The 25,166-nt window shown below is 61.7% G+C and carries 27 protein-coding genes; 10 read left to right on the top strand and 17 right to left on the bottom strand.

The genetic code is table 11. The features are described 5' to 3' along the window. Positions 1–19: 19 nt before the first annotated feature. The 7 genes from MTX21_RS14615 to MTX21_RS14645 all read right to left on the bottom strand — a co-directional run bounded on the left by MTX21_RS14615 (position 20) and on the right by MTX21_RS14645 (position 8,012). Positions 20–1,342 (bottom strand): TAXI family TRAP transporter solute-binding subunit, encoded by a 1,323-nt coding sequence (locus MTX21_RS14615; RefSeq protein ID WP_280965503.1) that lies wholly within the window; start codon positions 1,340–1,342, stop codon positions 20–22. A gap of 122 nt (positions 1,343–1,464) precedes the next feature. Next, the gene (locus MTX21_RS14620; protein ID WP_280965504.1) at positions 1,465–1,908 is read right to left on the bottom strand and encodes a DUF2721 domain-containing protein; all 444 of its coding nucleotides are present in this window, start codon (positions 1,906–1,908) and stop codon (positions 1,465–1,467) included. Positions 1,909–1,913: 5 nt separating this feature from the next. Further along, a complete protein-coding gene (locus MTX21_RS14625) occupies positions 1,914–2,216 on the bottom strand; it encodes a hypothetical protein (protein ID WP_280965505.1) in 303 nt (100 codons plus the stop codon). Positions 2,217–2,245: 29 nt separating this feature from the next. Continuing rightward, the gene (locus MTX21_RS14630; RefSeq protein WP_280965506.1) at positions 2,246–2,638 is read right to left on the bottom strand and encodes a hypothetical protein; all 393 of its coding nucleotides are present in this window, start codon (positions 2,636–2,638) and stop codon (positions 2,246–2,248) included. A gap of 121 nt (positions 2,639–2,759) precedes the next feature. Then, positions 2,760–5,165, bottom strand: a complete 2,406-nt coding sequence (locus MTX21_RS14635; protein ID WP_280971052.1) for an arylsulfatase — start codon at positions 5,163–5,165, stop codon at positions 2,760–2,762. A 167-nt stretch (positions 5,166–5,332) separates the two neighbouring features. Next, positions 5,333–7,684: an arylsulfatase gene (locus tag MTX21_RS14640; RefSeq protein ID WP_280965507.1), complete on the bottom strand. Its 2,352-nt coding sequence runs from the start codon at positions 7,682–7,684 to the stop codon at positions 5,333–5,335. A gap of 16 nt (positions 7,685–7,700) precedes the next feature. Next, positions 7,701–8,012, bottom strand: coding sequence for a hypothetical protein (locus MTX21_RS14645; protein ID WP_280965508.1), 312 nt, complete (start codon positions 8,010–8,012; stop codon positions 7,701–7,703). Between the two features lie 210 nt (positions 8,013–8,222). Here MTX21_RS14645 and MTX21_RS14650 point away from each other — a divergent pair, with 210 nt between their 5' ends. The 4 genes from MTX21_RS14650 (at position 8,223) to MTX21_RS14665 (ending at position 11,431) form a co-directional block, all read left to right on the top strand. Next, positions 8,223–8,492, top strand: coding sequence for a hypothetical protein (locus MTX21_RS14650; RefSeq protein ID WP_280965509.1), 270 nt, complete (start codon positions 8,223–8,225; stop codon positions 8,490–8,492). A 14-nt stretch (positions 8,493–8,506) separates the two neighbouring features. Beyond that, positions 8,507–8,878 carry a hypothetical protein gene (locus MTX21_RS14655; protein ID WP_280965510.1) on the top strand — a complete coding sequence of 124 codons (372 nt, stop codon included), beginning with the start codon at positions 8,507–8,509 and terminating at the stop codon, positions 8,876–8,878. A gap of 211 nt (positions 8,879–9,089) precedes the next feature. Further along, the gene (locus MTX21_RS14660) at positions 9,090–9,896 is read left to right on the top strand and encodes a hypothetical protein (RefSeq protein WP_280965511.1); all 807 of its coding nucleotides are present in this window, start codon (positions 9,090–9,092) and stop codon (positions 9,894–9,896) included. A gap of 917 nt (positions 9,897–10,813) precedes the next feature. Then, on the top strand, positions 10,814–11,431 hold the full coding sequence (locus MTX21_RS14665) for a hypothetical protein (RefSeq protein WP_280965512.1): 618 nt from the start codon (positions 10,814–10,816) through the stop codon (positions 11,429–11,431). Between the two features lie 48 nt (positions 11,432–11,479). On the opposite strand, the gene MTX21_RS14670 is transcribed toward MTX21_RS14665, so the two are convergent. Beyond that, on the bottom strand, positions 11,480–11,995 hold the full coding sequence (locus MTX21_RS14670) for an N-acetyltransferase (RefSeq protein WP_280965513.1): 516 nt from the start codon (positions 11,993–11,995) through the stop codon (positions 11,480–11,482). A gap of 146 nt (positions 11,996–12,141) precedes the next feature. Continuing rightward, on the bottom strand, positions 12,142–12,633 hold the full coding sequence (locus tag MTX21_RS14675) for an NUDIX domain-containing protein (RefSeq protein WP_280971053.1): 492 nt from the start codon (positions 12,631–12,633) through the stop codon (positions 12,142–12,144). A 105-nt stretch (positions 12,634–12,738) separates the two neighbouring features. On the opposite strand from MTX21_RS14675, the gene MTX21_RS14680 reads away from it, so the two are divergent. Continuing rightward, the gene (locus MTX21_RS14680; RefSeq protein WP_280965514.1) at positions 12,739–13,623 is read left to right on the top strand and encodes a metallophosphoesterase; all 885 of its coding nucleotides are present in this window, start codon (positions 12,739–12,741) and stop codon (positions 13,621–13,623) included. A gap of 129 nt (positions 13,624–13,752) precedes the next feature. On the opposite strand, the gene MTX21_RS14685 is transcribed toward MTX21_RS14680, so the two are convergent. From MTX21_RS14685 to MTX21_RS14695, 3 genes are all read right to left on the bottom strand, one after another. Then, entirely contained in the window at positions 13,753–14,307 is a 555-nt protein-coding gene (locus tag MTX21_RS14685) for a hypothetical protein (protein WP_280965515.1), read from the bottom strand. 197 nt (positions 14,308–14,504) lie between these two features. Beyond that, positions 14,505–14,717: a hypothetical protein gene (locus tag MTX21_RS14690; RefSeq protein WP_280965516.1), complete on the bottom strand. Its 213-nt coding sequence runs from the start codon at positions 14,715–14,717 to the stop codon at positions 14,505–14,507. 72 nt (positions 14,718–14,789) lie between these two features. Continuing rightward, the gene (locus MTX21_RS14695; RefSeq protein WP_280965517.1) at positions 14,790–16,415 is read right to left on the bottom strand and encodes an isocitrate lyase; all 1,626 of its coding nucleotides are present in this window, start codon (positions 16,413–16,415) and stop codon (positions 14,790–14,792) included. A 241-nt stretch (positions 16,416–16,656) separates the two neighbouring features. Between MTX21_RS14695 and MTX21_RS14700 the strand changes: the two genes are divergently transcribed. Next, complete coding sequence (locus MTX21_RS14700; protein WP_280965518.1) at positions 16,657–18,102, top strand: short-chain fatty acyl-CoA regulator family protein; 1,446 nt, start codon at positions 16,657–16,659, stop codon at positions 18,100–18,102. A 176-nt stretch (positions 18,103–18,278) separates the two neighbouring features. Here the strand turns inward: MTX21_RS14700 and MTX21_RS14705 are convergent, their stop codons facing one another. Further along, on the bottom strand, positions 18,279–18,572 hold the full coding sequence (locus tag MTX21_RS14705; protein ID WP_280965519.1) for an antibiotic biosynthesis monooxygenase: 294 nt from the start codon (positions 18,570–18,572) through the stop codon (positions 18,279–18,281). A gap of 228 nt (positions 18,573–18,800) precedes the next feature. Between MTX21_RS14705 and MTX21_RS14710 the strand changes: the two genes are divergently transcribed. Further along, positions 18,801–19,622: a hypothetical protein gene (locus tag MTX21_RS14710; RefSeq protein WP_280965520.1), complete on the top strand. Its 822-nt coding sequence runs from the start codon at positions 18,801–18,803 to the stop codon at positions 19,620–19,622. 192 nt (positions 19,623–19,814) lie between these two features. Next, the gene (locus tag MTX21_RS14715; protein ID WP_280965521.1) at positions 19,815–20,177 is read left to right on the top strand and encodes a hypothetical protein; all 363 of its coding nucleotides are present in this window, start codon (positions 19,815–19,817) and stop codon (positions 20,175–20,177) included. Between the two features lie 171 nt (positions 20,178–20,348). Here MTX21_RS14715 and MTX21_RS14720 read toward each other — a convergent pair whose 3' ends face one another. Further along, a complete protein-coding gene (locus tag MTX21_RS14720) occupies positions 20,349–21,044 on the bottom strand; it encodes a tetratricopeptide repeat protein (RefSeq protein WP_280965522.1) in 696 nt (231 codons plus the stop codon). 185 nt (positions 21,045–21,229) lie between these two features. Then, complete coding sequence (htpX, locus tag MTX21_RS14725; RefSeq protein WP_280965523.1) at positions 21,230–22,165, bottom strand: zinc metalloprotease HtpX; 936 nt, start codon at positions 22,163–22,165, stop codon at positions 21,230–21,232. A gap of 305 nt (positions 22,166–22,470) precedes the next feature. Here htpX and MTX21_RS14730 point away from each other — a divergent pair, with 305 nt between their 5' ends. Then, complete coding sequence (locus MTX21_RS14730; RefSeq protein ID WP_280965524.1) at positions 22,471–22,902, top strand: SgcJ/EcaC family oxidoreductase; 432 nt, start codon at positions 22,471–22,473, stop codon at positions 22,900–22,902. Positions 22,903–23,002: 100 nt separating this feature from the next. Here the strand turns inward: MTX21_RS14730 and MTX21_RS14735 are convergent, their stop codons facing one another. Continuing rightward, positions 23,003–23,737 carry a hypothetical protein gene (locus MTX21_RS14735; RefSeq protein WP_280965525.1) on the bottom strand — a complete coding sequence of 245 codons (735 nt, stop codon included), beginning with the start codon at positions 23,735–23,737 and terminating at the stop codon, positions 23,003–23,005. Between the two features lie 221 nt (positions 23,738–23,958). Next, positions 23,959–24,246 (bottom strand): hypothetical protein, encoded by a 288-nt coding sequence (locus tag MTX21_RS14740; RefSeq protein ID WP_280965526.1) that lies wholly within the window; start codon positions 24,244–24,246, stop codon positions 23,959–23,961. 306 nt (positions 24,247–24,552) lie between these two features. Between MTX21_RS14740 and MTX21_RS14745 the strand changes: the two genes are divergently transcribed. Next, entirely contained in the window at positions 24,553–25,092 is a 540-nt protein-coding gene (locus tag MTX21_RS14745; protein WP_280965527.1) for a hypothetical protein, read from the top strand. Positions 25,093–25,166 lie beyond the last annotated feature (74 nt).

The raw sequence follows: 25,166 nt of genomic DNA on the forward strand, positions 1-25,166 counted from the left end.
AGGCGTTCACCCCTTGCGTCTAAGCCGCAGTGGAAATTGCAGGTTTGGTCGCAAGCAGTGTCCTCCGATCGTGGATCAAGTTCTCCAACCTGTGGGCCGCGACATTCAATGTAGCCTCGTCCACCGCACTCTCGTCTCCCTTTGCGGCCTTGCTGCGCTGCTCTTTCAGAATACCGTCAATCTCTTCTTCGATTTCCACCAGCTCGGCCTCCGTGCCGACCTTCCGGATCCGTCGCGCCAGGGCATAAAGAGAATCCAACGGCCCTTCCACAGTTGCAGGCTGCCCGATTCCGAGAAATTTCCAGGCCGCCGCCAGAACCGATGCCAGGCCGCCTAAAATCATCGGGGTCAGATAGATCCAGTTGCCGTATTCATCCATGAAGCTCTGTTGGGTGCCGTTGTAGAAGGCTGCTGCCCCAGGATGCACGGCAAGGTAGGCATCCGGGTCGGTACTGGGGGCGGTAATTTGTGCAAACAGCGGCTGCTCGGTTAACAGGTCTCTACGAACGCTCATGATCGTTTGCGTGAGAGTGCCGATCAAATCGGAGCTAAGCTTCTTTCTCGCAACCAAATACAGCGACGTTCTCACGGTCGTGAGATCATCGTCTGGAACCGGCGGGGCTCCGCGTAACGTTCCCTTCGGCACGTCGAAGCTTTCATAGGCTCGATCATACTCCGCAATCGCGCCTGCGGACTCGATTGCAATCAGGACCGGCAACGCCTTCGGGCTTTGCTGAAACAAGCCCCGCACCTGCGCCAGGTATCGCTCGGCCAAAGGGATCACAACAAGCAGCGCGGCAACCTCCTTGGATTGAATCGCACGCCGCGCATCCGCAAGCTCAATGTCTTTGAACGTCTTGGCGCGATCCAGGCCATATTCCTTGCTCAGCACGTCGACAAGTCTGGCATTTGCGGCGCCTGCGATGACGCCCACTCGGCGGCCCTTCAGCTTATCCATGCTGTCGATCGTCGAGCCCGGTGGAGCGATGAGAAGTGCGACCATGCGGCTCACGACAACGACAGCCTGGGCTTGAGACAGATCGCCGACATCGCCACGAACAACCGCGAGATCAACGTCACCCGCCGAAAAGGTCTTGGCGGCTTCGAGTGTCGTACCGACGTCGATCACCTTGAGGCGCACCGCCGCATTCGTCGAAACGAGCCGGCTTGCGATAGCGGACATTGCCTTGACGGCCTCACCGTCAACCGAGCCCGCCGCCACGGTCAGCGTCACCGGCCGGGTATAGTATCGATAGCCAAGAAGACCTGCGCCCGTCGCAAGAATGGCAAGTCCTACGAGCAGGACAAAGCGAAGCCAGAGCGGAAGTTTGATCGAGATCATGCTCATCACTCCGTCGGATTTCAGGCCGTATCCCAATCCCCATTCATGTGTGCACGGCGTTCCGAGCTCGTGCACGCAAGCTCGGACCTTCCCTCGCAAGTCGCGATTTCCTTGGTCGAAATCTACACATGATGGTCGAAATCCCTTAGGGCAATTCGAGTCTCGCGAGCGAGATTGACCAGTGACAGGACGAAAAACACCAGTGCGGCAATAAACAGAATGGCAAAGCCATATTCGTGCGTGAGGTGCAGCAGAGCGCTCACGAACGCAATGATGATCAGGCAGGCTGTGATGATGGCACACATGGTGGAATAGAATATCGACTGGTTGAGGAGCGCCGCCCGGCGCTTAAGACGGGGGATATCCACCTTGAGGTATGCTTTGGGATCTTCTCTGTCGGCGATGCTGTGAAGGAATTGCGAGCGATCGATCACGCGGTTCATGCGCGACATCAGCACCGAAATGAACGCTGCAACGGCCCCAAGCAGAAACGCCGGTGCCGCCACGCTGCCGATGATGCGGGATAGCTGGTCGATCGATGGAATCAGCGGCAGCGCATCGCTCATGTCAGCTACTCCAGCGGCACCACCTTCGCGGCCATGTCGGGTGCGCGGCTCACGCGATAGTTCGCGTTGCTGCATTTGAGCACCCACACGTCATGGTCCGGCTTGGATCGCTTCGCGTCCTTGGTCGCGCCAAGCGCTTTTTCGCAGGTAAAGCCTTGCGTACGTATTTGGGCCGCGAGCATGGTCTGAACCGTTTCCTCGGCGGCCTGCGCCGATCCCACGAGGCCGCTTCCCGGCCTCAGTACCGACGGAAGGGCCGGCAGAGCTATAGCGAGCGCAACCGCAATGCAGTGGCTGAGGACTTTCATGTGACACTCCATCAAGCAAAGACCGTGAACTAAATCGAAAAGTCTTCTTCCTGGATTTCCCGTGTTGAGAACCAGGCCGCACCGAGCAGCAGTGCAAAAATCGCGTGGAGCGCGGTCGCCGGCCACAACAGGATGCCCGTCAATTTGCCGCCAAGCCCAACATAGACGAGATAGATCGCTGCGAGAAGGTTATAGATCAGAAGCGTTCGAACAGACGATAGTTGGTTGGGAGTCTTGGCAGTCGACGGCCACGTCGCGAGCACCAGCGCGAGCAATACGATGGCCGTGAGCCCTCCCAGCGCATCCCCGGCGTTGGAGAATTCGGCGCCGAAGACCAGCCAGGCGAACAGCGGTGGCCAGACGAACAGAACGAGGCCGGTGACGGCGGCCTCGAGAGCGGCAGCGAGAATCGTCCATTTCACGATGCTCGGACTGACCCACATGGTTTCAAAACCGACAGATGCACTCTCGAAGTCGACCTCTCGAGGTCGACTTCATCTTGCTGTGTGTAATTCAGCGACATCGCGTCGCCCCGTGTACCTGCTAGTTCTTGCCTTGCGTTTGCGTCTGCGGCTCTGGTTCGAGCTTGAACGTCAGCTTGTCGATCTTGCCGGTGAACTTGAACGGAGGATCGTAGCGATACTCCACCAGCGCCAATCCAGTGCGCGTGTCCTGGCCGATGTCGAAGCTTTCGTCCTCGGGGAAGGTAATCGGAGTCGTGTGTTCCAGCGTATTCCGCGCCACTTCCTTGCCGTCCACCGACAAGATGCCTGTGCCGCCCTTACCGAGGCCCGGACCATCGGACTTGAAGTCGAAAACGATGGCGTGCTTGCCGGCCGTCAGTTCGGGCCCCTCCCAGGCCGTGCGCTTGAGGTCGAGCAGGTTATAGAGGAACACCACCTTGCCTCGGCCGATTCCAAATTCGCCTTTGCTCAGGAACAGGCCATAGCCGCCGAAGCGCCCACCCTGGGTGACGATCATGCCTTCCGCGCCACGCTCAGGGATGTCGACGTCGGCGGTGATGGTGTAGCCCTTGTTCAGGATGCTCGGCGCCGCGCTGCCGGGCGTGCCGATCAGCTCGCCCGTATAGGTAAACACCGTTCGCCCGGCCGTGAGGCTCGGACGCGGCGTGTTCCAGCGCGCAAGCGTCGTATTATCAAGCGGCAGCACGTTGTACTTCTTCGCTTCGGAGTAGAAGAGGTCCTGCAACTGCTTCAGCTTATCCGGCATCTTGTCCGCGAGGTCGGTGTACTGCGTGGGGTCCTCCTGCACATTGTAGAGTTCCCACTTGTACCCCGTAATCACGTCCGGAGGTGCCTTGGTGCTCAGCTCCCAGGGAAGCGTTACGGGAATTGTCGCCGCAACCCACCCATCATGATAAATTGAGCGATTACCGAGCATCTCGAAATATTGCGTCGTGTGCTTCGTGGGTGCTGCGGCGTTTGCGTTATCCCACGTGTAGGCCATGCTGGTGCCTTCGATCGGGATTTGCTTGATCCCGTTGATCGTATCCGGTTGCTGAATGCCGGCCGCTTCGAGGATGGTCGGCACGATATCGATCACATGATGGAATTGGCGGCGGATGCCGCCGGCGTCCGTGATGTGCCCGGGCCATGACATGACCACGCCCTGGGCGGTCCCGCCGAAGTGTGACGGCACCTGCTTGACCCATTTGAAGGGCGTATCCATCGTCCACGCCCAACCGGCGGCGTAATGCGGGAAGGTCCGCTCCGATCCCCAGAACGGATACCAGAGGAACTGATCCTTCACCGGCACGGCAACGCCGTTGAAGGTGGTGAACTCGTTTGGTGTGCCGTTGAGCATGCCTTCAGCGCTCGCACCATTGTCGCCGCCAATGTAGATGATCAAGGTGTTGTCAAGCTCGCCTAGGTCTTCGACGGCCTGGATGATCCGTCCGATCTCATGGTCGGCATAGGCGAGATAGGCTCCATAGATGTCCGCTTGCTTGATGAAGAGCCTCTTCTCGTCCCAGCTCAGCGAATCCCATTCGGGCAAGTCTTTCGGCCACGGCGTGAGCTTGGCATTCTCGGGCATGATGCCCAGCCGCTTCTGATTGGCGAAGATTTTCTCGCGCACCTTATTCCAGCCCTCGTCGAAGAGGTGCATGTCGCTGATCTTCTTCACCCACTCGGGCGTCGGATGATGCGGAGCATGGGTGGCGCCAGGCACGTAGTAGACGAGCCACGGCTTGCCTGGTGCGATTTCCTTGAGCTGCTTCATGTACTGGATCGCCTCGTCGGCCATCGCGGTCTCGAGATTCCAGCCGGGATTGTTGAGGAAGGGATAGATCGCCGTCGTGTTGCGGAACAGGTTCGGCTGCCACTGGCTCGCATCGCCGCCGACGAAACCGTAGAAGTAGTCGAAGCCCATGCCATTCGGCCACTGATCGAATGGGCCGGCTTGGCTGTCCTGATAGGAAGGCGTGTTGTGGTCCTTGCCGAACCACGAGGTCGCGTAGCCGTTCGCCTTAAGGATGGTGCCGATGGTACCTTTCTCAATCGGGATGATCGAATCGTAGCCCGGGAAACCGGTTCCGATTTCATTGACCACTCCATAGCCAACCGAGTGATGGTTGCGGCCCGTGATGATCGCGGCCCGCGTGGGTGAACAGAGCGACGTCGAATGGAAGTTAGTGTAGCGCAGTCCGGCCTGCGCGATGCGATCCATGGATGGCGTAGGAATCACACCGCCGAAGGTACCGGGAGCGCCGAAACCCTGATCATCCGTCATGATCAGCAGAACGTTGGGGGCGCCCTTCGGCGGCACGACGCGCGGCGCCCACCATGGTTTCGACTCCGAGGCTCTTTCCTTGATGATACCGCCAAATTTCGGATCGGGCGGCGGGAGCTGCTTTCCATCAATTGTTGTGGTGGCGCCCGGCGATCCAATCGGGGCGGCACTTTGGGCAAATGCTGCCGCAGAGATCATGAATGGGGAAATATACAGAAGCGCAATGAAGATCTTGCGAGTACACATGACAAGTCCTCCCGAAATTGCGAGGGCCCAAAGCACGCGAGTTGCCTTTCATTTTCGTCACCACATTCGAAAGAGAACAAAGGCGGGGAGTGCCCCGCCTCTGTTGCTTCGTGCCGCGATCAATCAGCCTGGGCCTTCTCATGCATCCCCGCCTGCAATCTCTTGATGTCCGCAGGCGACAGTTGCGGGCGGTCGACCTTGACCGTCAGCTTGTTGAGCTTGGCCGTCAGCGCGAACGGAGGCTTGTAGTCGGCATCGTTCACGCCGGTGAGCGTGTCGGAGCCGATGTCGAAGCTTTCGTCCCACTGCAGGATCATTGGCAGCGTCTTCGGCATCCGCTTCCTGGCGACGTCCTTGCCATCGACCTTCAGCGTGCCTGTGCCGGGCTGCGCGAGACCGCTGAAGTTGTTGTACTCGAGCGTCTGCGCGCCGATGCCCTCATATTTGAAGTCGAACTCGACCGTGTGCCGGCCCGGCGGCAGCGCATCCGGCCCTTCCCACTTGATGCGTTCGAGATCGACCATGTTCCACAGGAACACCGGCTTGCCCTGCAGCAGGTAGAAGCCGTAGCCGGCGAAGCGGCCTCCCGAGGTCAGGATCATGCCCTCGGCGCCGCCCTGCGGCACGTCGATGTCAGCGGTGATCGTGTAGGAGGTGTTGAGCAGCACGGGCGAGTCCCCCTGCGGCAATCCAGTCATCGGCCGCGTGTACACGAACTCCTTGCGGCCGGCCGTGATGTTCGGACGTGGCGCGATGATGCGGGCCGCAACCGACGCGTCCATCGGGAAGACCTGGTACTTCCTGGCTTCCGCGACGAACTTCTGCCGCATCTCCTTGACCTTCTGCGGATTCTGCGCCGCGATGTCGTCGGTCTGGCTGAAGTCCTTGGTCAGGTTGTAGAGTTGGAAGACCTGGTTGTTGAGCGGATCCGGGTTCGCCGGACCGAACGCCTGCCAGGGTGCGCGGTTGACTTTGGTGGAGAGCATCCAGCCGTCGTCATAGAGCGCCCATTGGCCCATCATCTCGAAGTATTGGGTCTTGTGGCGGGACGCCGTTTTCGCGTTCGCCGCATCGAAGGTGTATGCGAAGCTCGTGCCCTCGATCGGCGCCTGCTTGATGCCGTCGACGACGTCGGGCGCACGGATGCCGGCCGCCTCGAGAATCGTCGGCACCACGTCGATCACGTGGACGAATTGCTCGCGCAGGGCGCCCTTGTCCTTGATGCGCGCCGGCCATGACACCACCATGTTCTGGTTGATGCCGCCGAGCCTGGAGGCATTCTGCTTGAACCAGTCGAAGGGCGTGTCAAACGCCCACGACCAGCCGGCTGACATGTGGTTGTATGTCTGCTCGGTGCCCCAGACGTCGTAGAACTTCATCTGCACGTCGACCGGCAGTTCATTCAGGCCGTTGAAGAACGCCACCTCGTTGGGCGTGCCGAGCGGTCCGCCCTCGGCGCTGGTGCCGTTGTCGCCGTTGATGTAGATGACAAGCGTGTTGTCGAGCCGGCCAAGATCCTGGAAGTGCTGGATCACGCGACCGATTTCGTGATCGTTATAGGCGGCGTAGGCCGCAAACACCTCGACCTGGCGGATGAAGAGCTTCTTCTCCTCGGCGCTCAACTGGTCCCATGGCTTGAGGATGTCCTTGGGCCAAGGCGCCAGCTTGGTGTCCTTCGGGACCACGCCGAGCCGCTTCTGGTTCTCCAGGATGCGCTCGCGCACCTTTTCGTAGCCGTCGTCGAACAGATGCATTGCGCTGATCTTGTCCACCCACTCCTTGGTCGGGTGGTGCGGCGCGTGCGTGGCGCCGGGCGCGTATTTGATGAAGAGCGGCTTCGACGGATCGGTCTGGTGAAGCCGCGTCATCCAGTCGATGGCCTCATCGGCCATCGCGGTGACGAGATTCCAGGTGCCGGGCGGCTTGCCCTGGAACGGATAGATCTGTGTCGTGTTGCGGAAGAGATTCGGCTCCCACTGGTTTGCGTCGCCGCCGACGAAACCGTAGAAGTATTCGAAGCCCATGCCGATGGGCCACTGGTCGAACGGACCGATCTGGCTGGCCGCGAACGCCGGCGTGTTGTGGTCCTTGCCGAACCATGATGTCGCGTAGCCGTTGTCGAGCAAAATCCGGCCGATCGTCGCTTTGTCCTTCGCAATGATGCTGTTGTAACCGGGGAAGCCGGTCGACTGCTCGGAGATCACGCCGAAGCCGGCCGAATGGTGATTGCGTCCGGTAATCAGCGCCGCGCGGGTCGGTGAGCACAGCGCGGTCGAGAAGACGCGATTGTAGCGCAACCCCTCATTCGCGATGCGCTCCATCGTCGGGGTCGGGATGACGCCACCGAAGGTGCTGGGCACACCGAAACCGGCATCGTCCGTGATGATCAGCAGCACGTTCGGTGCGCTCTTCGGCGGCACGACACGCGGCGGCCACCACGGCTTCGATTGCAGCGCGTCGTCCTTGATCACGCCGCCGAATTTCGGATCAGGCGGCGGAAGCTGCCTTCCGTCTATCGGGGCCGTGGCGGCGGCTGAACCGGGCGGCGGCGCGCTTAGTTGCGTCTGTTGCGCAAACGCCGGCGCTGAAGAAGCAAATACAAATATAAGTGCAAATGCAGCCGCGAAGGATCGGGTAGCGCTCATTGCAATACCTCCCTTCAAATGAAGCGTAATCCTTGGCTAATCTCGACAAGAGGGACTTGACCTGGATCAACGGACAAAATGGCTGACCAGAGGCGGAGATATCTTTCTCCGCGGCATGCTTCGCCACAGATAAGCGGCGCAAGAACTGATCCATACGAAATCCATACGAAAATGTATCTGATTGCTCCGATGCCCCCAGCATTTGGCGCGAACACCGCCGCAGTGCCGGGTATCATCGAAGGTTTGAACCGATGCGCGATGGGCGGTACTCTTCCGCGCCCGTCGATGTTGATCTAGATCAACATCCGTCACGAGATGCCGTGGCCGTCTGCGCGGGCGGTTTATTGATTGCAGGAGAGTTCATATGTTCTCCAATGCATCGTTCGTCCTCATTCTTGCTGCTGCCGCTTTCGCAACGGCGGGCACTGCGTCTGCCCAAACGGCGGCGGCCCGACATGTTTCACCGCAGAAAACGATCGGCACAGCCAAGCCCGAGGCGCCATCAATTTTCGACCTCAATGCCCTTTCTGCCAAGCGTGGCTTCGCGTTGCGCCAGGATCTGTTCGATCGCAACAATCCCACCAATATCAGGTCTGATTGGCCCGGCCCGCCGGCGCAGCCCGGACAGTTCTAGAGATGGAGAGATAGATGAAGGCCATCCTTTTTGCATTTGGATTGCTCGCAAGCCCTTCGTTGATACCCGTGTCCGATCGCGTGCCCGAACTGAAGGTCGAAGCGCTCTGCGAGTCGACGTCCGAGACGGACAAGGCGATGGGATTGGCGTTGGCGCAAAGCTTTGCCGATTGTATGCGCGATGAGACGGCAGCGCAGAAGCAGCTCGGCACGGTATGGGCGACGGCCAAACCCGCAGTCCGTGACTCCTGCGAGAACGAGGCGACATCGCTCGGAACCCAAAGCTATGTCGATCTGCTCACCTGCATCCAGATGACGGAGACGGCAAGCGCGCTGTCGTCGACGCCGCCGCACAGGGGCGCGAGCAAGAATCGAAACAAGCAGTAGCGGAGCACCGCGGGCGCTGCTCACGAGCCTCTGAACAAACGGCGGAGCACCTAAGTAAACCTGCGGTACGACGCTCAAGTGGTGGGGGGACGCAGACGGCGAATGTACACGTCCCGTTCGCGGTGATAAGCTCCGCAGCAGACGTGACCGTCCATACTCGCCACGACAGAACTTTCAGACCGGCACGTCGACGCTGTCAGCGGAGGCGACCATGGGACCGATCGATTTCAAGTTCGGCACGCTCATCCGGACAGGGCCGAAACTGACCTACGGCGGCAAGTGGGACGCCGATCTTGTCGATTGGAAGATCGACCATTCCACCAATGCCTATCTCACGATCTTTATCCGTATCTTCTTCGCGAAGATCGACCCCGCCGGAAAAACCGGGACCTACGGCGATGCGGACGATACCGCCACGCATCCGTCCAAGAAATCCATTCAGAAATGGAAACCCGGCGAGTTCGAACAGTACGTTCGGAATCTCACGAGTAGTGCGCAACGTTTCTGGGACGGCCAGTTCTGGTTGAAGACGCCGAAAACGTATGACGGGCTAAACTATCTCGCCCACGGTCGTCCAGCCTACCGATGCAACGTGTATTGCAAGCTTGATCTCAAGGCGGTCTCAGCGGCCCACGACGCGCACTATACAATTGCCGTCGTTCGCGCACGGGACGGTGTGGACTTCCGTTCGAACTCAGTCCTTTACAGCCAGAACGACATCAAATCGGAGCAGATGATTCCGCACTCAACAGTGAAGTTCTGGACTCACTTCCACGAGGTCGGTCATCTGATCGGCCTCGGCCATGTCGGCACGGGCGGAAAGATCAATGTCCACAACGACAACAGCGCAACGGCCTATGGCGTGACGGCAGCGGAAATGCGGGACGTCATGGGGCGGGGTCATGCCCGCCACAACTGGCACGCGACCCCTTGGCAAGAGGCCGCCGAAGCTTTTACGGGCGTGAAGATCGCAGACTGGAAGGTTTTTCAGCACCACATCGCGCCCGAGCGCGTCTGAGTGCAAACCGAGCATTTATTTCCGAGACCGTGCCGGCGTCGGCCAATATCCGCTCAGACTTTGGTTGGGCACTAAGGGCCGATCGCACAGCGCCGTCTATGTTGCCGCATCAAGCGCGATCATCGCACAATCCGAGAAGCGTAACCCCGTAGCATCCCGGCAACCGTAGAGTTCCGGATTTCCAATTTTGGAAAGGGGTGTTCTACTGATGGAACGCCCCAAGTGTTTTGACCGCTCATTGCATCTGCGGCAGTCGCCGCTCTTAAATTATAGAAATGAGAATGCGCAAAGTAATTTTTTCAGTGGGACCCGTCCTGGCGGTCGCTCTCGCCGTCACGGCGCTTTGGCCGATACCGCATCCGGACGTGGAGCGGCTCGGCGACAGTGTTTACGAAACCATCTGGCTCTGGCGTATCCCGGCCTACGCCAATAATCCGGTTTGGCGCGTGCGCTGGACGTGGAGTGATCCACTTCGCGCACAGGCAAGGTGCTGTCGGGCGACACCGCAGTCGATGATCGACCCTGGTGAACTGCGAATTGCGCCGCGGTCCAATCCGTCGATCGCAAGGTTGACTGGCTAGCCGATCGTCGCAGTTCGGTTTGAAGAGTTCCGTTTTCGATCGCTTTGATCTGACGAGACGCTGCGGGCGTATCGCGGCATGCCTGATTCGGGCAGCGCTTCCATGCATGCCATCTTCAAACACGGCGCTCGCATTGCCAATGCGTTTGCACCTCCGCTGCTGTCAGACAGCCTCGGTTTCGCGACGCCAGTTCATAAGTATTTCTTCGAAATCATCTCAAACTTATCCTGCGATTTTATTATGTGTTTAGACCTTAACTAGGAACCTACTCTTTGATTTACATCTGAAATCGACGGTTTACCTTCTCCTTGAAGTAGCAATTCAAGGCCGACAACAATGCGCCGCAAATGGCTCAAACCGTCTCTCGTCGCAGTGCTGGCAATATGGGCGGGCAACGCAAGGCCGGACGAGAACAAGCCTGCTAACGGCGGATCGGCGTCGGTTATTCCTGGTAGCAGGATCGAATGCTCGCTCACGCGAAAGCCTGGCGAACCGTTCGATCCTCCGTCAACCTCAGCGATACCCCAGACCGGGGCCTTCGTTGCTCGCGAGCATTTTCGCGAAGACATGACGCCAGCGGCCGAGGTCAAAATTTCTTGGCTTGGCGCGACCTTTGTGCGCCGGTTCGCGGTCAAGGCTGAAACCGCTGGCGATACATCTTTGCAATCGTACGCGTTGAAGGCTCCCTCAAGTGCCACGGAGATCTCCGGAGACTTAAATTCGCGCGATGAGACCAAACTCGCGGATGTCTGGTGCCTGTTGAGGCTGCAGGCCAATGGAGAAAGCGGCGCGCTGGATATCAGCTCTTCCCCCAACATATTTTTTGTCCGTGATGCCATGGGTGAGCTTGGCGTGGTTGACGCCCTATGGGGCGGCGCGGGCTGGGAAATTGGAGCCAGTCCGCTCGGAAACCAACAGACATGGCCTCGTGGCACGCGCGTCTTCTCTCGCTGACGGAGCCGGTCGTTCATCCAGAGATCGCCGATTGCTCGAGCGCGCGCCCTAAACCCGCGCCTTGCTCCAGTCGGGGCCCACGGCCCCCGACACGCCTTCGAAGGCGCCGTCGACGAGCTCGAACACCAGGATGCGGTTTGCGTCGACCGGGCCTGGCATGGTGACGCGGCCCTTCGGCACCGGCTTGAAGCCGACGCGGCTGTAATAGGGCTCGTCACCGACCAGCAGCACCAGCCGGTGCCCCTTCTCCTTGGCGTCCTTCAGCGCGCGCTCCATCAAGAGCCGTCCGATGCCGCGGTCGCGGAACGGCGGCTCGACGGTGAGCGGCCCGAGCAGCAGCGCGGGCGTCTCGCCGATCAGCACCGGCAATTGCCTGACAGAGCCGACCAGAAGCGTGCCGATGCGCGCAGTGAAGGAGAGCTCGAGCAGGTGATCGACGTGCTCGCGGATCCGGTAGGCGCTGAGGACGAAGCGACCGGGACCGAACGTGCGTTCGTGCAGCCGCTCGATCGCCTGGGCGTCGCCGGCGGATTCGGGAAGGATAGTGAGCGAGAGATCGTTCATGTCAGCACGGCGTTTTCGAGCGAAGTGGACCCTGGTTCGCGTTCAGAAAACGCGTCAATATCAGGAGGCGGAGTAGCATCTGGCGATGCGCAGGTCCATGGCAGCCAGGCTCCGCTTCAGTTCCTTTAAGGCGTCCCGAGGCCCTCTCACCGCCACGTCGCAATCGCCGGCTTGCCGTCGAGCACCTCGGCGATGCGCAGCCGCGTGCCGGGCGTGGTGTCGTCCGGCAGCGCCGTGCTTGCGAAAAAGCCGCATTCGATGATCTCGCGGTTGGGCTCGGGCAGACGGTCCTGCCGGAAATGCCTGACGACGTAGACCGCGACATGATCACGCCGCGAGACGTGGCTGTTGAGGAAGATGCCGTGCAGCACCGCTTCGCCCGTGAGGTCGATATCTCCCTCCTCCTTGAGCTCGCGCCGCATCGCCTCCTCCATGGTCTCGCCGTAGTCGACGCCGCCGCCGGGGAGGTACCAGCCGCTGACATAGCTATGCTTGACCAGGAACACCCTGTTGTCGGCGTCCAGCACTACGGCGCGGACACCGAGGGTCATGCCGCGGACGAGCAGGAAATAGGCGTGGAAGAATCGCCGCAGCAGCGGCTCGCATCTTCGTCTTATCTGGTCCAGTCGTCCCCCCATCACGCCGCTTGCGTGGCCCCCCTTCAAGCCGTCCTTCAAGCTATCCTTGCCTCCACCGCCCGAGCTTGCCATTACAGCGGAGCAATAGCGAGGCAATCGCGCTCCATGGCACCGTTCACGCTCGCCCATCTCTCCGACCCGCATCTGCCGCCGCTACCGAGGCCCAGGGCGATCGAACTCGCGGGCAAGCGGGCGCTCGGCTACGTCAACTGGACGCGCAACCGGCACAAATACCAGCGCCGCGAGGTGCTCGACGCGCTGGTTGCCGACATCCATGCCCAGGCGCCGGACCACATCGCCGTAACCGGCGATCTCGTCAACCTGGCGCTGGAAGCGGAATTTGGACCGGCTCTGGCCTGGCTCGAAGGCGTCGGCCCGCCGGATTGCGTCACCGCCATCCCGGGCAATCACGACGCCTATGTCAGCGCCACGCGCCACCGCTTCGGCGAGACGTTCCTGCACTACATCGCAGGCGATGCGCCGGCGGCCGCGGCCTTCCCCGCCATCCGGCGCCGCGGACCGGTTGTGCTGATCAGCCTGTCCACGGCCGTGCCGACCCTGCCGCTGATGGCGACAGGCACGCTCGGCCGCGACCAGCTCGCAGCCCTCGAGGAGGTTCTCGCACAGCTTGCGAGTGAGGACGTCTTCCGCGTCCTCCTCGTGCATCATCCACTGCGCTCGCGCTCGCGTCACAAGAGGCTGACCGATTCGGCCGACCTCCTCGCCCTCGTCAGGCGGCACGGCGTCGAGCTGATCCTGCACGGCCACGACCATGTGCACTCGACGATGTGGTTCGACGGGCCGAACGGCAACGTCCCCGCGATCGGCGTACCTTCGGCCTCCGCGCTCGCCCATGGGCGCTATCCCGCGGCGGCGTACAACCTGTTCGCCATCGAGAGGGACAATGCCGGCTGGCGCTGCGAGCAGACGGTGCGCAGCCTCGATCATGGATTGAAGGTCCGGCAGATCAAGCACACGCGGCTGATTTAGTTTCGCCGTCGTTGCGAGCCACCGGGTCCGCGCAAAGCGCGGCCCGATGACAGGCTCCGCGAAGTAATCCAGAATCCCTCCGCGGAAACATTGCTGGATTGCTTCGCTGCGCTCGCAATGACGAGACTTTCACCAGCTCTGCAGCGCCGCAACCACGGCGACGCCAAACAGGGCGGCGGCGCCGAGGATGAAGCCGAACACGAACGGCCAGATGCGCGAGCGGCGCGGCGGCTCCGGCGCGACCGGCTTCGGCTCGGGCAATACGACCATCGCATGCTCGCGCTCGATCATGCGGCGGGCGACATACTCGGTGACGGCGTCGACGATCACGGCGGTATCGTGCGATTCGGCGAGAACGATGCGGCCAAAGCGGCTGTCCTGGACGAAGCGGTACATCCGCTTGTCGCGCCCCATCACGATGTGCGCGACGACATCGATCCAGAGCCTTGGCGCATCGCCCTGGCTGATGCCGCGGTCGAACAGGTCGATCTGCTCGGGCACCTGCGCAAACAACGGGTCGAGCGCGTCGTTGAGAATCTCCAGCCGCGCGACCTCGGCGTCGCGCAAATCGACCACGACGCCGGTCCGGTCGGCAGCCTCGATCCGCGCCCGCAGCAGCGCATCGCGCAGCCGTACCGGGCGCGGCTGGCTGGCATGGGTCCCGCTCGTCTCCGGCTCAGACATTCTCGGCCTCGCTACTCGAATACGGCCGTTAACCTATCAGCAACCACAACGTCCGCAAAGGGCCTACAATTCCAGATACTTACGGTGCCCACAGCCGGTTCACATGTGCCAAAAACAGACGATCCCACCCAGGCAGGGCCTGGATGGGACCGTCCGTCCTTGGACGTCTTCTTGAATTCGAGCTGGCAGCAACGCCGTTAAGCTGCCGGGGCGCGGTTCGGCTCTTCGACGATCGAGAAGCGGACGCCGGCCATGTGGCGGCTCTCTTCCGATACCTCGCGCCAGCAGTCCTCGGCTTCCTTGCGGGTCTTGAACGGGCCTTTGACCTGGGCCGAGCCTTCCACGAGCTTATGGAAGTTCATCGAGCCGAACTCACCGCCGATCACCCAGAAATTGCTGCCTTTGGTCATTGTCAGTCTCCTGTTGCCCTCGCGTGATCAGTCCGAAATCCGGCCGGACCCCGGACTGATCAATTCAAGCTGTTAGCCGAACTGGTTCATCGTGTTGTGGACGCCGCCCGCCTTCAGGGCAGCCTCGCCGGCGAAGTACTCCTTGTGGTCGTCACCGATGTCGGAGCCCGCCATGTTCTGATGCTTCACGCAGGCGATGCCCTGACGGATCTCGGCGCGCTGGACGTTCTTCACATAGCCGAGCATGCCCTGCTCGCCGAAGTACTCCCTCGCCAGATTATCGGTCGAGAGGGCTGCCGTGTGATAGGTCGGCAACGTGATCAGATGGTGGAAGATGCCGGCACGCTTGGCGGAGTCGGCCTGGAAGGTCCGGATCCGCTCGTCGGCTTCCTTCGCCAGCGGCGTGTCGTCATATTCCGCCTTCATCAGCTCAGCACGGTTGTACTTGCTGACATCCTTGCCGGCTTCCTTCATCGCATCATAGACCTGCCAACGGAAGTTGAGCGTCCAGTTGAAGGACGGCGAGTTGTTGTAGGCCAGCTTCGCGTTCGGGATCACCTTGCGGATGCGATCGACCATCTTGGCGATCTGCTCGATATGCGGCTTCTCGGTCTCGATCCACAACAGGTCGGCGCCGTTCTGCAGCGAAGTGATGCAGTCGAGCACGCAGCGGTCCTCACCGGTGCCGGGGCGGAACTGGTAGAGGTTGGAGGGCAGTCGCTTCGGACGCATCATCTTGCCGTTCTGGTTGATGATGACGTCGCCGTTCCGGGCGGTCGCGGCCGTCACTTCCTCGCAATCCAGGAAGCTGTTGTACTGATCGCCGATGTCGCCGGGCTTGTGGCTCACGGCGATCTGCTGCGTGAGGCCGGCGCCGAGCGAGTCGGTGCGGGTCACGATGATGCCGTCTTCGACGCCGAGCTCGAGGAACGCGTGGCGGCAGGCGCGGATCTTCGCCAGGAAGACCTCGTGCGGCACGGTCACCTTGCCGTCCTGGTGCCCGCACTGCTTCTCGTCGGAGACCTGGTTTTCGATCTGCAGCGCGCAGGCACCCGCCTCGATCATCTTCTTGGCGAGCAGGTAGGTCGCCTCTGCGTTGCCGAAGCCGGCGTCGATGTCGGCGATCACGGGCACGACGTGCGTCTGGAAATTGTCGATCTTCTCGATCAGCGCCTTTTCCTTCGCCTTGTCGCCTTCCTTGCGGGCGGCATCGAGCGCGCGGAAGATGTCGTTGAGCTCGCGGGAGTCCGCCTGACGCAGGAAGGTGTAGAGCTCCTCGATCAGGGCCGGCACCGAGGTCTTCTCGTGCATCGACTGATCCGGCAGCGGCCCGAACTCGGAGCGCAGCGCGGCGATCATCCAACCAGAGAGGTACAGATAGCGGCGATCGGTCGTGCCGAAGTGCTTCTTCACCGAGATCAGCTTCTGCTGGGCGATGAAGCCATGCCAGCAACCGAGCGACTGCGTGTACTTGGTGGGGTCGCCGTCATAGGCGGCCATGTCGGCGCGCATCAGCGCCGCGGTGTAGCGGGCGACGTCGAGGCCGGTCTTGAAGCGGTTCTGCAGGCGCATGCGCGCGACGGCCTCGGCCGTCACCCCGTTCCAGGTCGGCTGGATGTCGAGGAGCGCCTGAGCCGCCTCGATCTCGCTCCGATACGAAGCCGGGCCCTGGGTGATTCCGCGCGGTTGGAAGTTCATGTTCGTAATCCTTTCGGTAGCGACAGACCTGCAGCGTGGTGTCGCTATTTCTCAACATTCTTGACACTGCACTGCGAAATGCGTGACGAGAGCTAAACGCGAGAAACCGAAGTTCGTACAGAGTACTTGTATTTGAATGGTGATGTCTTGTAACATAAGAACTTGTAATAGATGTTATTTTGTAAAATCTGTAAAGATATGGGTCAGCTAGGCTGTCCTTAGCGCTCTGGAGAACTCGAAAATGGCCGTCGATTCCGGGAAGAAATTGTTCGTCGGCCCGCGCTTCCGGCGGATCCGGCAGCAATTGGGGCTGTCGCAGACCCAGATCGCCGAGGGGCTCGGAATCTCGCCGAGCTACATCAACCTGATCGAGCGCAATCAGCGCCCGGTAACCGCGCAGATCCTGCTGCGGCTTGCCGAGACCTACGACCTCGACTTGCGCGATCTCGCCACCGCCGATGAGGACCGTTTCTTCGCCGAGCTGAACGAAATCTTCTCCGATCCCCTGTTCCGTCAGATCGACGTGCCCAAGCAGGAGCTGCGCGACCTCGCCGAGCTCTGCCCCGGCGTGACCCACGCGCTGCAGCGGCTCTACGCCGCCTACGCCGAAGCGCGCCAGGGCGAGACCCTGGCCGCAGCGCAGATGGCGGACCGCGATGTCGGCACGCGCTTTGAAGCCAATCCGGTCGAGCGCGTGCGGGAATTGATCGAAGCCAACCGCAACTATTTCCCGGAGCTCGAGCAGGCCGCGGAAAGCCTGCGCGACGAACTGAACGTGCCGGCGGAGGGGCTCTATGCCGCGCTCGCCGCGCGGTTGCGCGAAAAGCATTCGATCCAGACTCGGATCATGCCGGTCGACGTGATGCGCGAGACCTTGCGGCGCTTCGACCGCCATCGCCGCCAGCTCCTGATCTCGGAGCTGGTCGATCCGCCCGGCCGTGCGTTCCAGCTTGCCTTCCAGCTCGGGCTCGGCGAATGCGCGCAGCAACTCGAGGCCATCATCGGTCGCGCCGGCCCGCTCGACGACGCGCCGCGGCGCCTGTTCCGCATCACGCTCGCCAATTATTTCGCAGCCAGCGTGATGATGCCCTACCCGGCGTTCCTGGCGGCGGCCGAGGCGTTGAACTACGACATCCACGTGCTGGCGCAGCGCTTCAATGCCGGCTTCGAGCAGGTCTGCCATCGCCTCACCACCTTGCAGCGGCCGAACGCGCGCGGCATTCCGTTCTTCCTGCTCCGCGTCGACAATGCCGGCAACGTGTCGAAGCGCTTCTCCTCCGGCACCTTCCCGTTCTCGAAGTTCGGCGGCACCTGCCCCTTATGGAACGTGCATTCGACCTTCGACACACCCGATCGGCTGCTGAAACAGGTGATCGAGCTGCCCGACGGCACGCGCTATTTCTCGATCGCGCAGATGGTCCGGCGGCCGGTGGCGCCGCATCCGCTGCCGCAGCCGCGCTTTGCCATCGGCCTCGGATGTGAGATGCGTCACGCCGCGCGGCTCGTCTATGCCGCCGGCATGGATCTGGAGAAGGTCGAGGGCACGCCGATCGGCGTCAACTGCCGTCTCTGCGAACGCGAGAACTGCGCCCAGCGCGCCGAGCCGCCGATCACGCGCACGCTGATCCTGGACGAGACGACGCGGCGGGTGAGCTCGTTCGCGTTCTCGAACGCGCGGGAGTTGTGAGGGGCGTGTTGCGGTTGTTGCGTACCACATACACCGCCGTCATGCCCCGCGAAGGCGGGGCATCCAGTACACACAGCAGCCTGTCGGTTCTATCACAGCCGTCTCGGAGTACTTCATCGCCCGGTCAAGCCGGGCGATGACAGGTGAGAATGCGGCGTGAGCGATCTGTCCAATTCCTACGCCAGCGTATGCACGATCACCGGCCCCGCGGCCGCGCTCGCGTGCCCGGCGAGCAGCGAGCCGAGCTCCTTCTCGATCCAGGCGATCGCGCGCCGGTTGGCCTCCTCCGCCTGCTCGAACTTGTCGAAGATCGAGATCGCGGTGACGGTGTCGTCGCCGGCATAGACGACGTAATAGGCACGAAAACCGTCGACGTCGCTGATGATCGGAACGGCGCCGTCCTTGATGCGGCGTGCCAGCTCTTCCGCACTCCCGCTTTTCGCCTTGGCCTGACGGATGGCGGCATACATGGGATCCTCCTTCCGGCTGCTGATGTCGGGCATGGTGCCCTGGCCGGGATGTTACGCCGAAGTGCGGGGCCGATCCACGCTTGGTTAACCCCGGACTAACCCGCACCCCGCGGTCTGCAACCAACCATTAAGCACGCCTCAACATCGGTGCCTTAGTCTCGCCTCACTCACTTTTCGCAAACAACGACGGCCTATTCTGCCGCGCGAAGTGACATCAGGGGGTTCATCATGCGCGTTGCATTGCTGCTTGTGGCGACCGTCATCGGCGCGCTGTCCGCAGGTCCGCTGAACGCGGAGCCGGCGCAGCAGACATCCAATGCATCCGGGGAAGCGGCGCAGGCGCTGCCGCCCGGCTTCCAGAGCTATCGCGGCTACGCGTTCGACCTGACGGAGAACTCCGACCGCAAGGATGTCGACGCGCTCGCGGACAATCTGAAGCGCCAGCTCGACGTGGTGGAGAGCGCCGGCCTCAGCCCGCGCGTGCTGCGCTTCTTCCATTCGGTGCCGATCGTCGCGAGCGAGATGGCCTGCCTCGACGAAGGCGCCGCCGCCGCATGCTACGGCCGGGTCACGCCGGACATCCGGCGCACCGCTCCCCGGACGCTGACGGTGTGGGACCACGACAAGCAGCAATGGACCAACCCGAACGCGGTCGATCTCGCAGTCGATTCCGGGATCGGCGTGATCATGCTGCGGCCGAACATGATGGCCTATGAGAAGGCGCCCGTGATGCTGCACGAGCTGCTCCACGCCTATCATGCGCGGTTGTTGCCGGACGGCTACGCCAACAAGGGCGTGCTCGGCTACTATGCCTACGCCAAGTCCAAGGACCTGCTGCCCAAGGACACCTATGCCCTGAAGAACCAGATGGAGTTCTTCGCGGTCACCGCCAGCATCTTCCTTGCGGGCAAGGATGAGATCCACGAGCCGAAAACCCGCGAGACGCTCAAGGAGAAGATGCCGGACTACTACAAGTACCTGGTCGGCGTCTTCGGCTTCGATCCCGACCCGCAGGCCGCTTCCAGCGGACCGGTTGCCTCGCTGAAGTGAGGCGGAAAATAGCGCGCTAGCGCAAAACTACGCCAAGAAATCACGTCAAGAGCCGCGCGAGAAGCGCGGCTTTTTTGTTTTGTAAACCGGAACATGCGGATGACGCAGAGCCGGGAATTGCCAAGGCGGGGCCCGATCTGCATAGTCCCGCGCGCATCGATTTGGTGACTGTTTCAAAGAGGATAGAAGAACATGGCGGACGCCGACCTGGATGTCGTGATCCGGCAACTGGCCAGACAGCTACATACGGGCCTAATGACCCGCGCCAAGGAGCGACGGGATCGCTTCAATGGCCTCGCGGCCAAGGCCAAGGGCAAGGACACCCGGGACCGCTTCAAGATGATGGCTAAGGCCACCATGGAGCAGGCGACCGCCGCTGCAAGGCGCCTGCAGATGTCCGCCGACAACGTCGCCGACAGCTACGCGCGCTCGATGCGGCTCGTGGCCAGCACGCCCGTCGCGGAGAAGGCCGAGAAGAAGGCGGCGCCGAACGAGAAGCCGGTCAAGGAGAAGCCGGCGAAGAAGGCCAGGGCGAAAGCGAAGAAGGCCAAGTAGGATAAAGCCCCCTTCCTTCTTCCATTGTGGGCGAAGGTGACAAAGGCGGCCTTCGCCGCCGTTCTTAACAACGCCGAAGCGAAGCTTCGGCTATGGCGCCGGATGAGGGGTCGTATCCACGAACTCGACGCAGGAGGCTCGCGCGCGGAGGCCCCCTCACCCGTCTCGCCGCTATCGCCGCGAGCCACCCACAAGGGGAGAGGGTGCAGCATCAAGCGCTGCTCTAGAATCCTTCTCAACGCCGCGGCGCGTGGGCTCGGCACTCGACAGTTCGGCGAGGCGCGCGCGTGCGATCTGGCGGGCGCGATCGTCCTTGCCGGCCGGCAGCGTCAGCGCGGCCTTGAAATCGGCACGGGCATCGTCGACCTGTCCGCGCGCGAGATAGGCGAGACCACGGTCGAGCCGGACCTCCGGGTCGGATGGCGCAAGACGCATGGCGGTGGTGTAGCTCAGGATGGCGCGGTCGAGATCGCCATCGGCAGCGAGCGCGAGGCCGCGTTCGCGATAGGCTGCGGCATGTTTCGGGTCGAGCGCGATCGCTTCGTCGAAGTCGGCAATCGCGAGCCCCAGCGCACCGTCGTGCCGATGGGCAAGGCCGCGGTCGCGATAGAGCGAGGCGCGGTTGGGGTTGAGGCGGATGGCCTCGTCGAAATCGGCGATCGCCCGTCGCCAGTCAGCATGACGCAGCGAAATCCGCCCCCGCCCCTCATAGGCGAAGGCGATGAGCGACCCGCGGAACGGGCTGAAGCCGATCACGGCCGAGCAGATGTCCGGATCATCCTCGTCACCGCAATTGACGACCATGTGCGTGGACAGGCCGACAAGGATGCCCAGGACAATCAACACTGGCACCGCTGCTCTGGTCATCGTTGACCGCCACCGGCAACACGCCGGCCGCGCATCCCCTTTTGAAGAAACTCTCACGACGGGGGTGTTAGCACCCGCCGGAGAGATCCTATGTGCGCCAGCTCACAAAGCCGGATGCGATTTCCGGACGTACCGGCCGCGGATTTGCCTCAATCCCAAGCTCCTGCCCAAGCTCCTGCCGAAGTTCAGCCCCAAGGCCCGCGCGAGGACGAGCGGCCCCAGGGGCCGCGCGGCGGATAGTTTTCGTTGGCGCCGACGGACGGCGCCCCATGCGCGCCGAGCTCGGCGGCAAGCTGCTGGAGCGCCGCGATGCGGTTCTGCGTCGAAGGATGGGTGGTGAAGAGATTGTCCATACCGTGGCCCGACAGCGGGTTGATGATGAACATGTGCGCGGTCGCCGGGTTGCGCTCGGCCTCGACGTTCGGGACCTGATGCGCGGCGTTCTCGATCTTGACCAGTGCGGATGCGAGCCACATCGGCTGGCCGACGATACGCCCGCCGAGATTGTCGGCGGCGTATTCGCGGGTACGGCTGATCGCCATCTGCACCAGCATGGCGCCGAGCGGCGCCAGGATCATCATCACGATCGAGCCGACGATGCCGGGACCGCTGTTGTTGTCGCGATGGCCGCCGAAGAACATGCCGAACTGCGCCAGCATCGAGATGGCGCCGGCGATGGTCGCGGTAATCGTCATCAACAGCGTGTCGTGATGCTTGATGTGCGCGAGCTCGTGCGCGATCACGCCGGCGAGCTCCTCGCGGCTGAGCTGGTGCATCAGACCGGTGGTGACGGCAACCGCGGCGTTCTCGGGATTGCGCCCCGTCGCAAACGCGTTGGGCTGCGGCTCGTCCATCACGAACACGCGCGGCATCGGCAGGCCGGCACGGCCCGCGAGCTCGGCAACCAGGCCGACGAGGTCGGGGGCGCTGGCGCGGTCGACCTCATGGGCACCATACATGCTGAGCACCATGCGGTCGGAGTTCCAGTAGGTGAAGAGATTGGTTGCCGCCGCGATGACGAGCGCGATCATGGCGCCGGAGGCGCCACCGATGAGATAGCCGACGCCCATGAACAGGGCGGTGAGGCCTGCGAGAAGAATTGCGGTGCGAAGATAGTTCATGGCCGTCTCCCGAGCCGGCCGCGGGGCGAGCCTTCCGGGAACACGCCGGGCCGGCCCTAGTCAGGTAGGGACGCGGTTGGGCCAACTGCAAGGTTTGGAGGTGCGTCCCGGAGCCGCGGCCGCATTTTTGCACAGTCATTCCAGGCCGATGCGCAGCTCGCCACCGCAATCCCGGAGAGCTGCTGACGGTAATTCCCCGGAGTTGCTGTTGCGCCATACGCGACCTGAGATCCGGCATTGAACGCATACACTTCGAGCCAGGCGAACTGCCGCCACTGTATTCACATCGCAAACCGGGTTAGGAGATGATCGTGCGCAGCATAGCATTGATAATTTCATTCATAATCTCGTTGAACGCGCCGGCTTTGGCCCAGAAGACTGAGATTGAAGCGATCAACGCGAAATGGATTGAATTCTTTAATAAGGGTGACTTCTCTGGGATTGCGTCACTCTACAGCACTGATGCGACCGCATTCCCGCCCGGTTCTCCGATCGTGCACGGCCGAGCTGCTATCGAGGCAATGTGGAAGAGCATGGCTGAACAGGTTGGCGATCCGAAGCTCACATCGGTCGATGTCAGGCCACTTGGCCCTGCCGCAGCACGCGAGATCGGCACGTTCGTCCTGAAGACCAAGGGACCGATACCGCAGGAAGTGACCGGAAAGTATGTCGTTGTTTGGGAGAAGATCGGAGATGAGTGGAAGCTCGCTACCGACATATGGAACGACGGCAAGTAGGCCTCTCTTCGTTCGTAGAACCGCTTTGCGCCAGAAGCTGCCTTCCGCGCGAGGCCTCGTCTGACCAGCAGTTGCACCGACGCGCGAAAGATTTCTCCGGCTAGTGGTGCAGTAGCACGGCCCCCCGAACGGCTCGGCTCGAGGCTAAGACCGATGCGAGCCCCAGAGCCATCAGCAGCACGCCAAGCCACCTCCAGCCCCACTCATCATCGCTAGCTTCGACGGCGGGAAAGGCGTGCGGCGTCGCCGAGGGCGCGGAAGCGTCAACCACATCACTGGCGGCCGGCGCGGCCGCCAGAAGTGCCTCCACGTCGACCTGACGTGGCGTGATCCGGTCAGGCGTCAGCCGGTCGTTCGCGCGGTTGAGAATGAGGGCCGGCGTGGTTGCCGTGGCAAGGGTATCGGCATCGGCCACCTGCACGGGCGCGGAGGGGTTCGGCCGAGACGTATCCATAGATCCTGAGCGAAGCAGCTCCGCGCGCGCATCCACCGCCACCTTCCGCTTACGCGCTGTGGTTTCGTTCTCCTCGGCAGTGGCAACACCATATTTGGATTTGGCGGCGCGGCGCTGAAGCAGCCTCTTCACCGTCGCGGTCCCTTCTGCAGCCTGAAACCAGCATTTGCGGCGACCCTCCAATCGATAGACCCAGTGTTGGCCGTCGGCGGTCGACTTACCAGGTCGTGGCGCGCAGGCCTCTTCCCCGGATGTGGGCGCAGGAGCTGTCGCGGGAGCGGTATTAAAGAGGGTTGCGAAAGGGTTCGAAGACGCAGGCGACGTCGAAAGACCTGCGAGAAGAACAAAACCGGCGAAATAAAATCGCAAATAACCGGACATGGAACACCCCGGTGTCGCGCCCCCCGGTCGTGACCTTTGGCCGTGACCTGGGTCGCAATGCGACTTAAATCCGGCAGCGCGGTGGATTCATTCTGACACCCGGCGTCGAAAGTGCGGACTACCAGACTGCCTCTTCTGAGGTTAATCAGAAATGGTGGATTCGCATGCCAAGAGCACTCGGCAGCTCGAAGCGGAGCAAGTGAGCCCCAGATCGGGCGTCGTTATTTGATTTTGGCGAGGCACTCCTTTAGCCGCTCAAGCTCAGAGCGAATTTGGGATTCCATGGCGCCTTGTAATGCCACCGTACCTTTGCTGAACAATTCACCCGAGGCCTTTCTATCCAGGCTTTCTCTCCATTCACGGATTGCCTGCTTGATTTCCCTTTGCGCCTGCGTGGTGGCCTTCAGATACGTCTGTATGCAAGCGTCGGCCGACGAGCAGGTTTGGCACTCCTGTGCGGCGGCCGGAGTCGATACGAGCAGGGCGAGTATCGCGGCAAGGACCTTCATCGCTCATCCTCCCGCTGCAACATAGCAGCGTGCCGGCACCTCGTCGCGTGCCAAGAATCCGCCACAAATCGCAACGCGGTGGTTCCATCTACTGCTAACTCCATCATCGAGTCGCAAAGGGTTTCCGCAGAGGAACAGCACGCGTGCATTCACCGAGCAACAAACGTTGCAGTTAGTTTAAGCGACGAGGAGGAGCCGCTATTGCACTCCCAACGTCACGCCTCAATCGCCTTCGGCCATTGATTTCCGGCCCGATGCGCAACGGCGGATGTTCGCATCACATCTTCAACTTGGGTAGGGGATTTAATGAAAATACTGTCTGCGCTGCTCACGGCAGCGCTCTTGCTCGCGGGCATAGAGTCAAGCCACGCGGCGGTTCGGATTGCAGACGACCCGGGCGGGCAGATTGGGGAGTACCTCTCGAGGTACAGCGAACTCCGCGCTTCAGGCCAGACAGTGATGATTGATGGCCTTTGCGCTTCGGCCTGCACCATTCTCCTCTCGACAATCCCTCACGACAAGATTTGCGTCACCCCGAACGCGACACTTGGCTTCCACGCCGCTTATGATTTCGTCGGCAATGGCCGAACTGTCACCAATCCTGAAGCAACTCAGTTGCTCTATTCGGGGTATCCATCCCAAGTGCGGCGATGGATTACAAGGCGCGGCGGTCTTACCCCCAGAATGATCTTCCTTCGCGGCAAACAGCTCCAAGCCATGTATCGCCCGTGCTACGTCGATGCCCGTGCTCCCGCGGCGATGCCAAGCCATTCTGATTTGGTCAACCAGGACCAGCGTGGCTTCTTTGCCGGCTATGGCGCTCCATTGGCACGAGTCCACAAATAGATGGCTCGAGTCCGCTAACGCTTCCTCCCTCGCTCAATCTCCCGCCTCAGCAAGTCAGCTACTGCATCCAAAAT

The sequence above is a fragment of the Bradyrhizobium sp. ISRA430 genome, assembly GCF_029909975.1.
GTDB lineage: Bacteria > Pseudomonadota > Alphaproteobacteria > Rhizobiales > Xanthobacteraceae > Bradyrhizobium.